Here is a 12,552-nt window from a genome sequence, read left to right as displayed (position 1 = left end):
ATTAGATATCACCTGGATCAATAACTGCATCCGGATCACCGGAAACAAAGTGCATGCCTGTCTCTGGGTCCACACACATCCACAGGAAGGAAAAATTATCGGGAATCTTTGCCTTGTCCTTGATTCGGATAATCAGCTTGGTGTATTCACCTTCCACTCTTTTAGCTCGGGCACGGAACTGGTGACGAAAATCTGGCGTAAGCGCAATAATGCCATCCAGCTTATGGAAATGGCAGCGGGCAAACTCCAGCTCGCGCCCTGACACCTCGGAGAGATCCAAGGTGACATTAAGGGTTGCAACTCCGCCCTTTTGGATTTTAAAGCGCATATTGCCGAAATGCTCTTCAGGGTTAGCGGCATTAAACAACGGCCAGTATTGTAACTCTCCATCTTTCGGCTCACGGGGTCGTAAAACCAGATCCAGCTTCAACCCCTCTTTAGGTACCTCGCACTCCAGTACGGGTAAATCGGCACAATTGCTCATCGTTCATCCCCTTGTAAGCATTTGTTATTTGATGTCACCAAAAGACGTTTTATCTTGTGTATGATACGTCTGTGACTGCGTCATCATAACTAGTTTCGTTTTGAAAAAAAGCCGGCAGTATATATCTACCGGCCCGAAATGATGGTCCCAACCATCGACGGTTACAACAACACTATCAAGAGCAAAATTTGGCATCCATGCCCCGGGCAAGCCCATCCAAAAGTTCCAACTAAGACTCTACACCCGTCGGTTCCAGCTTACCCGTTCAGCTTACGCTGATCCTTTCCATCCCCCGCGCCTCCGACAGCGCGAGAAAACTAAATCCATCATCCATCCGAAATATGTTGTGGGGGCTGCCTATCCGTGGCGGGGAAACTGCTTGCACAAACTCCCGTACCCCCTCAACTGGGAGCCACTTTACGGATTTGCGAATTACAGATCTATCACGACCAATTACAAGGAATTACACGCCAGCTGTTTTATCCCTCAACTTAGACTGTTAGAGTCACGAAATAACAAAAAGCATGTTCTAATGAGGATACGATGGAAGCGAACCTTGAAGATGTAAAAATTCTCTCTCCCCGCCGAAACACCACCGAGGCCACAAATATTGAAGAGCTGGCGCGGGAGCAGCTACAGCACTTTTGTATTGATACAGACTCAGAACACGGCCGATTGCTTGAGCAAACCGCAGCGCTCCTGTATCAGGCGCAGGGCAATTTAAATCAGCTCTGGAGCCAGGTGACCGAAACCCTGAAACGTTTGGACAAGTCAGATAAAATCGCCTATTTCAATGCCAAACGCTTTATGAGTTTCCAGCTGGCAAAATTGCTGGACACCTTACAAAACCCATTGCGGGCTACTTTCCAAAGCCTACAGGGAGACGATTTTAATATCACCACCCGCGGCGGTTATCCACTGTTCGATAATATTCCGGCGATTTTTTCTGCGACGCCGGTGATCGCGCGAACGGCCACTTATATCTATGCCTGCACCGAGTGGGTAGACGACGCCTTCCGCGGCCGCGAGCCCAGCCATGATATCTATTCTCGACTGCTTAACCCCACTTCCATTTCCCTGGCCAATGCCATTGTGGACCTGGAGTGCGGCCCCAGGGCAAACGAATATATGGCCTGGAACTTCAATTCCGGCATGGCCGCCATTGATGCATTACTTTCCAATCAGCTGCGCCATAAGGATATATTGATTGTCTCGCGAAATATCTACGGTGGCGTGCACCAATTGCTCCAGGACTTTTATGCGCGCAAAGACAAGCTCGCAATTCAACTGGTTTGGTTTGACGGCACCAGAGGGGAGGAATTTAAAAAGCTGCTAAATGAAACTCAGCGGGAATATGCAGATGCTGTTTCTGGTGGGGCGAAGATCCACACCTATATTGAATCACCCTGTAACCCCCACGGTATCATGCTGGATGTGCCAGCTATTTGTAAGGCAGCGCATCAGGAGAATATTCTGGTCAGCCTGGATGCTACCCTGGCCACGCCCTTCCTGTACCAACCATTGCGCCGTGAGGATCGCGAGGAGCGCCCGGACTTTGTTGTGCATTCCTATACCAAAGATATTGGCGGCACTGGCGCTGCCACTGCGGGCGTGGTTATTGGAGAAAACCACCGCATGTTTATTCCCAAGGGGGATAGTGCGAAAGGGCTTAACTGGGATCAGTGTATGTTCTGGGATGTGTATTACATCAAGGGTGCCTTCCTGGATGCAGACAAGGCCTGGGAGGTGCACTGCGGCATGCGCACTCTGGAAATGCGTATGCTCACCAAGTGCATCAACACATTGAGCCTCAGCCACTTCTTCGCTAGTCACAGTAAAATCCGTGTAAATAGCCATGCAGTAGGAACTCACCCGAACTCCAAGATGCGCGAATCCCTGATGCGTTATCAGTTCCCGACACCACTATTCAGTATTGATATGGAGGCGGCACAGATTCCCACTGCGGCATTCAAGAGTTTCTTCGACGCACTGGAACCTGCATTTGGACAGATGGTCAGCCTGGGACAAACCAACACCATGGTGCTCTGCCCTGCCCTCACTTCACACTCAGAGCTCTCTCCAGAAGCGATGGAAGCAGCGAGTATATTCCCAACTACAATCCGTATTTCCGTAGGGGATGAAAACATGGCCCAGCTGGCAGCCCATGTGATTAATTGCGCACGCCTGCACTTGGACCCGGTCAGCCCAGGATTCAGTGAGGGCTTTATTTCTCCGGAAGATGCCGACGCACTCTTCACCCGTTTCTACATGCAGTCCCACCAAAAAGTAATGGAAGCACAACCCAAAATTGCTGATTATTTGTAAAGGGAACACGCCGGAAAAGGGTAATTAAAAACGGCACAGTCGGTAACTACCGCTGTGCCGCGCTTGTTGCACTACCCTATATCCCGTAGTATCAACGTTTCTGTCCATAATTTAATCAAAAAAAATGCCGAAAATTTCCGCATGCCTTCTGGCCTGGGTGCTCTGCTGCCTATCCGCACTGACACTCGCCCAGGGCTATGAGCAGCTTTACAGTGATTACCGCGGCAGCCTCTACCAAATTCGCCTGATCGAAAAATCTTCCAATTCCAAAGCCGGCCTCGGCTCTGGATTCCAGATCTCTGCCGATGGGTTGCTGGCCACCAACTATCATGTTGTCGCACAGGCAGTCAGTGATCCCGAAAAGTACACCTTGGAATACCTGTCTACCGACGGCACCAAAGGCACCCTCGAGCTCCTGGATATTGATGTGGTAAACGACCTGGCCCTGCTACGGCAGGACAAACCCGGCGCGGAGTACCTGCAGCTTGCCACTGACACTCCCAAGAAAGGTGAGACAGTCATTTCCCTCGGCAACCCCCTGGATCTGGGGATGACCTTGATCCCAGGCACTTACAATGGTATTGCCGGCGGCAGTTTTTACGATCGCATCCATTTCTCCGGCTCCATCAACCCCGGAATGAGTGGCGGCCCGGCAATCAATACCCGCGGCCAGGTAGTAGGCATCAACGTGGCCACTGCCGGCAATCAGGTAAGTTTCCTGGTGCCCGTAGATAAGCTCTCCACGTTGCTGAAACACTTCCATAAACGGGATGAGGCCCTGGATCTCAAGGCGGTTACCTACCAGCAACTGATCGATAACCAGCAGCGGATAATTGATTCCATCCTGCAGGCTGACTGGAAACGCCGCGCCCTTGGCGAAGCTATGGTGGTGGGAGAAATCGTGCCGGCAATCAAGTGCTGGGGTAATACCCAGGATGATGACGAGAGTCCCATCAAACGTATCGATAAGGGCTGCACCGGGCAGGATGTTATTTTCCTTTCCGACGAATTCAACACCGGCAGGGTGGAGTATGAATTTTTCTGGCTTGAGGCAGATGACTTGTTGCCCGCACGTTTTTATGCGGAATATGAGCAGCAGATGAGCACTTTTTATCCTGGCAACAGTGCCGGTGAAGAGGACGTAACCAACTTCCGCTGCCGCCAGGGCTTCACCTCACAACCTCGCACTGGCAATGGCCCAATATCAAAACCAGACCGTAGCAAGAAGCCCCTGATTGCGCGCACCAGTTATTGCGTGCGTCGCTATAAAGACTTCCCCGATTTGTATGACATATTCTTCCTGAGTCTCAGTGTTGACCAGAAAAACCGAGCACTGGTCAGCCACTTTACCCTCTCCGGTTTCACCCAGGAGTCCGCCGACGCCTTTACCGAGAAGTTCACAAGCGAGATCCAATGGCACTGATTATTGAAGAACTCAACCGTGCCCACCGGGTACAAGTGCGTTACCGTATGGACGGAGACAAATTCACCCTGGGTCGCGCTTACAATAACGATGCCATCCTTGAAGATATGCACGCCGATGGCCGCCATGCGGAAATACACCGGGATGAAGACGGCAACTACATCTTACACGACTTGAATTCCATCAACGGCAGTCAGCTGCTGGGTAATCTGCAGGACAAATCAGTTAAGCCTGGCGAAATTTCCTCACACCAGATCGCCTCCGGGGATCTGGTACAGTTCGGGAAATCCAGGCTGCGCCTGTTCAATTGTGATGACGCAGTCCCGGAAGCCACTCCGCTGCACTCCCTGGAAAGTTTTTTCTCGGGCTTGTCCCGTCCACTCAACGCCATTTTATTGGTATTGGCAGTGGCCTGCTCCACAGTGCTCCTCAGTTATCTCGGTTATGCGCGCAGCTACGAATGGACACTTGCTGTTAATATATTAGCCAGCGCCACGATCGGGCTTGCGATCTATGCCGGTGCCTGGGCTTTTATTGGTCGGGTGGTAAAGCACGAGACTCATTTTTTTGCCCATCTGTCTATCGCCGCAATCGGCGCCCTTACTTATACGGTTTGGGAGTGGTTTAGTGGGGTACTCAACTATAACTTTGCCATTGGCGATTTGATGGAGGCGCTGGATTTTCTGGTACTCGCAATCATATTGCCAGCCATGCTTTGGTGTGCCTGCTATTTGGCTACTAATCTTAGACGTGGCTGGCGCTGGGCAGTGGCACTGGTGTTGCCTATCGGCTTTTTAGGCCTCAGCCTGGTTGAAAGCGTCGGCAAGCTCGATGACTTCAGCGAAGCCCCGGAAATTTCCACCGAACTCAAATACGATAATATGCTGCTGCGTAAGCCAGTGCCGATGCAAGAGTTTATCGCCAGCTCACCGGCACTGTTTGATATACCCATCAAGAAAAACAAGTCAGAAACAGAGAAGGGACAAAACGCCGCTGCTGAAGACATTGGCGACAATGTAGAGGTTGAGCAATGAGTAAACTATTTTGGAGCCCAGGGTTGGAAAAGCTGGAGCCCTATACCCCCGGTGAGCAACCCAATAGTCAAACCCTGGTCAAGCTCAACACCAACGAAAACCCATACCCGGCTTCACCTGAAGCTCTTTCCCTTTTAGCCCAGGGTGATTTCGCCGATGCCTTGCGCCGCTACCCGGACCCAGAGTCCTGTGAACTGCGCGAAGCCATCGCTGAGCGTTACAATCTTAATAACCGACAGGTTTTTGTGGGCAATGGTTCCGATGAGGTCCTGGCCCTGAGCTTTTACAGCTTTTTCCGGCGTAGCGAGCCTTTGCTGTATCCCGATATTACCTACAGCTTTTACCCGGTTTACTGCCAGCTTTTTGATATTGAATTCCGCACTATTCCGTTACGCAATGACTTCGCCATCGCGGTGGAAGATTTTGCTGGTAATGCCGGTGGCATCATTGTACCCAACCCCAATGCTCCAACTGGGCGTTGCCTATCTCTCGATAAAATCGAAGAACTGCTTGGCTTGCATCCAGAGCGCGTGGTGATTATCGACGAAGCCTATATCGACTTTGGTGGGGAGAGCGCTACCCAGTTGATTGAGCGCTACCCAAATCTATTGGTCATCCACACTCTATCCAAATCCTACGCCTTGGCGGGTTTGCGACTCGGTTTCGCAATGGGGCAGGAGCATCTGATTGAAGGGCTTTTGCGCGCCAAGAACTCGTTCAATTCCTATCCCATAGACGCCATCGCCCAGCAAGTCGCAACTGCCGCTATCCGTGATAGCGCCTGGCATGCAGATAACTGCGGCAAGGTGATTGCTACGCGCCAACGCAGCGAACAGGCATTACAGAAGCTGGGCTTCCAAGTGGTGCCATCCAAAGCAAATTTCATTCTGACAAAGCCGCCGGCACCCGGGGCTGAGGCCCTATACCTGGCTCTGCGCGAACAAGGTATCCTGGTGCGCTACTTCAGCAAACCCCGTATCAATGAATATCTGCGGATCTCTATCGGTACCGATGAGGAAATGGACCAACTCATACGGAACTGTAAAGAGATACTTGCGTCACAGAGCTAGCAGGCTACCTGTCTATACTCGTCGGGTCCGCACAGCTGCGGCCCGACCACAATGACTTACCGGTAACTTGGGAACTATGTACCTTCCATCTGAGTACCTCACAATCAAACTCCCTAAATTGATTGCCCACTCCCTGGCAATCGCTTCTATGGCGCTCAGTGGCATTGCACTGGCCAACCCTTGGGAGCAGGCTGAAAAACCCAGTGCCCAGGCTGCCTCCAGTATCGGTACCTATACCAATGGCTGTCTCGCCGGGGGGAAAACCCTCCCCCTGCGCGGTGAGGGTTACCAGTTGGTGCGCACGGGCCGAGAACGCCACTTTGCCCACCCAAATACCATCGCATTCCTGAAGGACTTCTCACAGAGCGTGGCGCAGAATGACCTGGGTAGAATACAGATAGGCGATATGTCCATGGCCCGAGGTGGACCCTTTGGCAGCGGTGGACACAGCAGCCACCAAACGGGCCTGGATGTGGATATCTGGTATTCCCAGGACCGGCGCGCTGCAGAGCGTCCCCTAACCCAATGGGAGCGCGACAATATCTCCGCCATTCCGCTGGCAGATGCGCGCCAGCATCGCTTGATAAAGGAAAACTGGGACGAACGGGTCCCCAAAATCCTGCGCATGGCTGCGGAGGACCAGCGAGTGGAACGTATCTTTGTCCACCCCACCATCAAACGCCAGCTATGTGAAATTTCAGGCATAGATAACGAGTGGCTGCGCAAAGTACGCCCTTGGTGGGGACACAATTACCATTTCCATGTGCGCCTAACCTGCCCCGAGGGAAGTAGCAACTGCAAACCCCAGGCGCCAGTGCGCACCGCGCCTTGTGGCAACGACCTGGACTGGTGGTTTAGTGAAGAATTCTACGCAATACTAAACGGCACCAAGACAAAGCCGACAAAGCCCAAACCAAAGACGATGCCACAGCAATGTCAGCAGGTCTTACTGGCCCCACCTACTGGCACCACGACGGAATAATTCTATGATCAACACCTTGCTTATCTGCGGCGGTGGCGGCAGCGAGCACGAAGTGTCCCTGCGAACCGCTGACTTTATTGAAGAGCAACTGGCCCAAGCTGAAGACATCTCCTTAAAGCGAGTTGAGATGGATGCGAGTGGCTGCCTTACTGATAAACAGGGCCGGGTTTACCATATCTTTTACGATCGCAAGATACGCGATGAACAAGGTAACGCCTGGAGTGTGGACTATGTAATCCCCGCAATCCACGGCTACCCCGGTGAAACCGGTGACCTGCAATCCCAGTTGGAGATGTTCGGAATCCCTTACTTTGGGTCCGCACCTGAAGCGAGCAAAACCTGCTTTAACAAAATCAAAACTAAAATGTGGCTGAGTGCCCTGGGGATCAATAACACTCCCTACCTGTTCCTGCACAGCCTGGAAGAGGAAGAGTTGGATAAAGCTCATGCAGCCTTGGAGGAGTGGGAAGCAGTATTTATCAAAGCCTCAAATCAGGGCTCTTCGGTTGGTTGCTTCAAAGTCACACGAAAAGAAGAACTGATAGATGCGGTTAAGAAAGCCTTTACCCTCTCACCCTACGTTCTGGTGGAAAAGGCCCTGAACGCCCGCGAGCTGGAAGTAGCAGTTTATACCTTTGAGGAGGAGTTAATCGCAACTCGCCCCGGTGAGGTCCGCGCACCATCGGACACTTTCTACACCTACAAAGAAAAGTATGCCTCGGGCAGCCGCGCCGAGACGTTTATTGAAGCAGAAGGACTGAGTGAGGAGCAGCTGGAATGGATCGAGCAAGTTTCGGTGCTTACTTTTAAGGCTTTGAAACTAAAAGATTTATCCCGTATTGATTTTTTCCTGACCGATACTGGTGAACTGTACCTCAACGAAGTCAATACTTTCCCTGGGATGACTCCAAACTCCATGTTCCCCAAAATGATGGAGAATTACGGCCACGATTTTACCGAATACCTAACGGGCCTAATACGCTCTGCCGTATCTGATTCAGCTCAAGCCCAATAATTAGGAAAAGTGTTGCCGCCTATACAACAGCACAAAATAAAAAAGGGACAATAAGTCCCTTTTTTATTTTTCAGCCGCCCCTCAATGATGTAACCATCCCAGTTGCCTGCGCCGGGAAAACTGGCCGCGAAGAAATTCCATCTGATCGCCTCGAATCCGTTCACTGTTAATCAACGCCAGGTATTCTGCCGCATTCGGACAAAATGGTAAGGCCAGCAATTCCATATCGATATCTTCCAATAAATAATTGCCTTTGTGCTGGTTACAACGCCGACAGGCAGTCACCACATTTTCCCAGGAGTCCTTGCCCCCTTTGGACACCGGCATAACATGGTCGCGGGTAAGATCGATAGACTTGAAGGGATTGCCACAATAAAGGCAGGTATGCGTATCGCGAAAAAAAAGCGCTCGATTTGTTAATGGTGGTCGACTGCGCGGACGCGCCATACGAGCGCCACCACAGGCAATGATTGCCGCCAGGTCCAGGGTGGAGCGCTTGCCGCTGTGATTAAACCCACCACGCACTCGCTGCACAATCCCCCCCAGGGACCAAGTAACTAAGTCGCGCACATACAGGCAGGAGGCCTCCTGCCATGTGAGCCATTCCAATGGCTGGCCCGCCAGATTCAGGCGTAAAATTCGTGCTTGCATTACCTCGCCTCCCCGCAATCGAACGGAAAAACTTGACTCATATCGACTGTCGCTACAACCATCAAAATATAAAATTTTGAATATTGGCAGGTTGCATGCGGACAATCCCGATAAGTCGGATAGAGAAGTTTGGGGTGGGATTCGATCTTTAAGAAGAGCTTCAGTACCAGTGAAAAAGGACTTACGGCGGGAAAAGCGGAATAGCCTGCCGGAAATTTCAACGATGAGAAGACAGTACCCCAAAGGCGTGAAAATGCCTGGGGGAAAACGGGCACTGCTGCTAGGAAATTACTGAATGCGCCACCCTCCGCCAGCCCGAGCAATAATGGCTGGCCTATCATCATTAAAGCGGATAAATATTACAAATTCCAGACAGCTATGAATTCAACCGATGGAAAATTGGTCCTATGAAGCAGAGCCCAGAAAACTGGAAATTATAAACTTGGAAAGCCAATAATAGATTTATATTGAATAACAGGAAGGAAAAAACTTGGCAGGGCAATTAAAACACCGCCCAGGCAATCCGGCCCGGGCGGTGCGTCTCACAGGATGGTGCCCATATCCTTAGGGCGAGCGGCGCAATCCATTTATCCTTTGCCGCAGAGGTGCAGTCCCTTGTGCGTCCCTGCCAGTTAATTATGGACATCAAGCGAGAAAAAAGTAGGGGCAATCTGCTGAATTTTGTGTAAGACATATCTCACAAAGTGAAATATTTCCTTCACAAAGGAGGGGAGGACCAGGTAGGAACCCTGTGGTAAAACAAAGGTCGGTGAGTGAGCGACGCAACTATAAACACCTTTATTTCAAGTTCAATCTAATTAGGGAAGATACTGTTGAAATATACGCTAATTTTTTTGCTTATCTTGGTCGCCGTGGTTTCAGGCGCCTTATCGGCGGTTGCATCGGGAGTGAGTGTTCCCTGGCGCCAGCTTTTTGGAGGAGTAAAAACAACCGAGCAACAGGTGATGAGTGGGATAAAAGCCGCTCAGGGTTACCGGCTCCAGCTTTTTGCAGAAAATGTCCCCGGCGCGCGATGGCTCGCAATCACCCGTTCTGGCGATATTCTCGTATCCCAGCCAAAGAAAGGGCAGATATCCCTCTTATCTCCCGATCGTAATGGGGATGGGCAAGCGGATAATCAGCGTGTATTGATTGACAACCTAAACCGCCCCCATGGCCTCGCGCTGCATGAGAATTGGCTCTATATCGCAGAGGGTAACGCTGTCGGTCGTGTACCCCTCGATCATTCCGATGGCCGCCTGGCTGGAAGTTACCAGAGAATTCTCGAAAATTTGGAGGACAGTGGCCACTGGACAAAAACCATCGAGATGGGTCCCGATGGCTGGCTTTATCTGAGCAGTGGCTCCAGCTGCAATGTCTGTATCGAGAAAGACCCGCGACGGGCCACGATCATGCGTATGCGTCCCGATGGCAGTAACTTTAAGATTCTTGCCACAGGCCTGCGTAACAGCGTTGGCTTCGACTGGTCTCCAAAAGATGGCGGACTCTATGCCACAGACAATGGGCGAGACTGGCTCGGCGACAACCTTCCTCCAGATGAACTCAACCTGATCCGGCCAGATAATTTCTATGGCTGGCCCTACGCCTATGGCGACAGAGTGCCCGATCCCGATTTTATTGACGATGAGAACCCAACGGTAAAAGAGATGATCGCGGCTTCAGTGGCACCAGTCCACGAGTTCGCCGCACACAATGCACCACTGGGCATTCGTTTTCTACGCAGCCCGGAGCAGCTTAAAAACTACCGCGGGGCAGCCCTGGTAGCCCTGCATGGTTCATGGAATCGCAGCGTTAAGGATGGCTACAAAGTAGTTTCCCTACACTGGGATGAAAGCGGAAATATCTCCGAAAGGGACTTCCTATGGGGCTTCCTCAGTGAAGACCGCACCGAGGTTTCCGGCCGACCCGTCGCTATAGCCGAAGACAACCAGGGAAAAATTTATATCTCAGACGACTATGCAGGTGCGATATATCAACTATCTCCCAGCAATGTGCCAAGCACTCCGACTGTCCTCCCAACCAGGGTCGCCAATAACGTTGAAAAAAAGCCACCGGCCATAGATTCCGACGCCGTTCGGGAGGGGAAAACACTCTACCAGAGTCACGATTGTGCCCACTGCCATCAGCAGCAGGTGCCCTTAAGAGACCTGAACAAAAAATACTCTCTGGATTCTCTGGCAAACTACTTCGATGCGCCAACACCTCCTATGCCGAAATACGACTTTAGCGATCAGCAGAAAAAGGCCCTGGCCCATTACCTGCTATCTCTTGAGGCCCTCAGGTAACCTTAGGGGGAGGAATCAGTCCCCTCTAATTGACCCTTGCCGCGCCAGCGGCTAAGGTTGCCCCGCAATTATGAGGCGATGCTATGGCGGCAAAGAAAAAATCGGCAACTTTTGAAGAGAGCCTGCAGGCCCTGGAAGAACTGGTAGAACGTCTGGAGGCGGGAGACCTGCCTCTCGAAGAAGCCCTGGCAGACTTTGAGCGCGGAGTAAAACTCACCCGTGAATGCCAGAAAAAACTGGCTAGTGCCGAGCAGAAGGTCAAACTGCTGATGGAAGAGAGCGGCAACATTCGCGAGTTACCGTTCGACGCCGACGACTCTGCAGGCGATACCTGAGTGAGTAGCACAACCCCTTCCCCTGCGCTGCGGACCTTTCTGCAAGATTCAGCCACACGGGTTGAGGCTCGAATCCGGAAAGCTCTTGAGCACCCTGTTCCCAGTGCGGAAAAACTCTTTGAGGCCATGCGCTATGCCGCACTGGGGCCGGGTAAGCGCCTTCGCCCAGCACTGGTATATGCCTGCGCCCAAGTCTTCCATGGTGTCGATTTTGATCTGGCCAAGTGTGATGCAACCGCAGCAGCCCTGGAATGCATCCATGCCTATTCCCTGGTCCACGACGACCTGCCGGCGATGGATGACGATGCCCTGCGCCGGGGGCGTCCCACTTGTCATATCGCCTTCGATGAAGCCACCGCTATTCTCGCCGGCGATGCACTACAGACTCTAGCGTTTGAACTGCTGCTGGCCGACCAAACCGAGCTTTCGCTCAAGTTACAGCTTTTACAGGAATTAGCCGCAGCATCTGGTAGCCGGGGTATGGTCTCAGGCCAGGCTATCGACCTGAGCTCTGTGGATAAAACGCTCACCCTGGAGCAACTTGAGCCCATGCACCGGCTGAAGACCGGCGCCTTGATCTGCGCCAGCGCGCGAATGGGCGCTCTGCTCGGCGGCGCCGGCATTGCTGAATTACAGGCAACGACTCACTATGCCCAGGCCATTGGCCTCGCCTTCCAGGTTCAAGACGATATCCTCGACATCACTGCGGATACAGAAGTATTGGGCAAGACCCAGGGTGCAGATGCCCTATTGAACAAGCCCACTTATGTCTCCCTCCTGGGCGTTGACGGCGCACGGGAAAAGCTGCGGGGCCTGCACAAACAGGCGTTAGATGCCCTAGCCACTCTGCCAGGTGACACCTTGTTGCTGCGACAGCTGGCTGATTATATCGTCCAGCGCAGTCACTGAATCGAGGCAACTGTCCCG

11 protein-coding genes are annotated in these 12,552 nt (G+C 52.1%); 9 read left to right on the top strand and 2 right to left on the bottom strand.

The window, feature by feature from the left end; genetic code table 11:
- Window position 1: 1 nt before the first annotated feature.
- Window positions 2–484 (bottom strand): hypothetical protein, encoded by a 483-nt coding sequence (locus GL2_RS09680; protein WP_143730459.1) that lies wholly within the window; start codon window positions 482–484, stop codon window positions 2–4.
- Between the two features lie 543 nt (window positions 485–1,027).
- Between GL2_RS09680 and GL2_RS09675 the strand changes: the two genes are divergently transcribed.
- The 6 genes from GL2_RS09675 (at window position 1,028) to GL2_RS09650 (ending at window position 8,333) form a co-directional block, all read left to right on the top strand.
- Window positions 1,028–2,809, top strand: a complete 1,782-nt coding sequence (locus GL2_RS09675; RefSeq protein WP_143730458.1) for a PLP-dependent aspartate aminotransferase family protein — start codon at window positions 1,028–1,030, stop codon at window positions 2,807–2,809.
- Between the two features lie 124 nt (window positions 2,810–2,933).
- The gene (locus GL2_RS09670) at window positions 2,934–4,232 is read left to right on the top strand and encodes a S1C family serine protease (RefSeq protein ID WP_143730457.1); all 1,299 of its coding nucleotides are present in this window, start codon (window positions 2,934–2,936) and stop codon (window positions 4,230–4,232) included.
- Window positions 4,223–5,266, top strand: coding sequence for an FHA domain-containing protein (locus GL2_RS09665; RefSeq protein WP_143730456.1), 1,044 nt, complete (start codon window positions 4,223–4,225; stop codon window positions 5,264–5,266). Before GL2_RS09670 ends, GL2_RS09665 begins: the two co-directional genes overlap by 10 nt.
- Window positions 5,263–6,336: a histidinol-phosphate transaminase gene (gene hisC / locus GL2_RS09660; RefSeq protein WP_143730455.1), complete on the top strand. Its 1,074-nt coding sequence runs from the start codon at window positions 5,263–5,265 to the stop codon at window positions 6,334–6,336. Before GL2_RS09665 ends, hisC begins: the two co-directional genes overlap by 4 nt.
- 76 nt (window positions 6,337–6,412) lie before the next feature.
- Window positions 6,413–7,318 (top strand): penicillin-insensitive murein endopeptidase, encoded by a 906-nt coding sequence (gene mepA, locus GL2_RS09655; RefSeq protein ID WP_143730454.1) that lies wholly within the window; start codon window positions 6,413–6,415, stop codon window positions 7,316–7,318.
- Window positions 7,319–7,322: 4 nt separating this feature from the next.
- Window positions 7,323–8,333 (top strand): D-alanine--D-alanine ligase, encoded by a 1,011-nt coding sequence (locus tag GL2_RS09650; protein ID WP_143730453.1) that lies wholly within the window; start codon window positions 7,323–7,325, stop codon window positions 8,331–8,333.
- A gap of 81 nt (window positions 8,334–8,414) precedes the next feature.
- Here GL2_RS09650 and GL2_RS09645 read toward each other — a convergent pair whose 3' ends face one another.
- Window positions 8,415–8,984: an HNH endonuclease gene (locus GL2_RS09645; RefSeq protein WP_143730452.1), complete on the bottom strand. Its 570-nt coding sequence runs from the start codon at window positions 8,982–8,984 to the stop codon at window positions 8,415–8,417.
- Between the two features lie 833 nt (window positions 8,985–9,817).
- Between GL2_RS09645 and GL2_RS09640 the strand changes: the two genes are divergently transcribed.
- The 3 genes from GL2_RS09640 (at window position 9,818) to GL2_RS09630 (ending at window position 12,534) form a co-directional block, all read left to right on the top strand.
- Window positions 9,818–11,290 carry a PQQ-dependent sugar dehydrogenase gene (locus tag GL2_RS09640; RefSeq protein ID WP_143730451.1) on the top strand — a complete coding sequence of 491 codons (1,473 nt, stop codon included), beginning with the start codon at window positions 9,818–9,820 and terminating at the stop codon, window positions 11,288–11,290.
- Window positions 11,291–11,373: 83 nt separating this feature from the next.
- Window positions 11,374–11,625, top strand: a complete 252-nt coding sequence (locus GL2_RS09635; protein WP_143730450.1) for an exodeoxyribonuclease VII small subunit — start codon at window positions 11,374–11,376, stop codon at window positions 11,623–11,625.
- A complete protein-coding gene (locus GL2_RS09630) occupies window positions 11,626–12,534 on the top strand; it encodes a polyprenyl synthetase family protein (protein ID WP_143730449.1) in 909 nt (302 codons plus the stop codon).
- Window positions 12,535–12,552 lie beyond the last annotated feature (18 nt).

The sequence above is a fragment of the Microbulbifer sp. GL-2 genome (assembly GCF_007183175.1).
Lineage (GTDB): Bacteria > Pseudomonadota > Gammaproteobacteria > Pseudomonadales > Cellvibrionaceae > Microbulbifer.
Note: the sequence above shows the minus strand (reverse complement) of the source record. Positions and strands in the feature narration are given on the sequence as shown.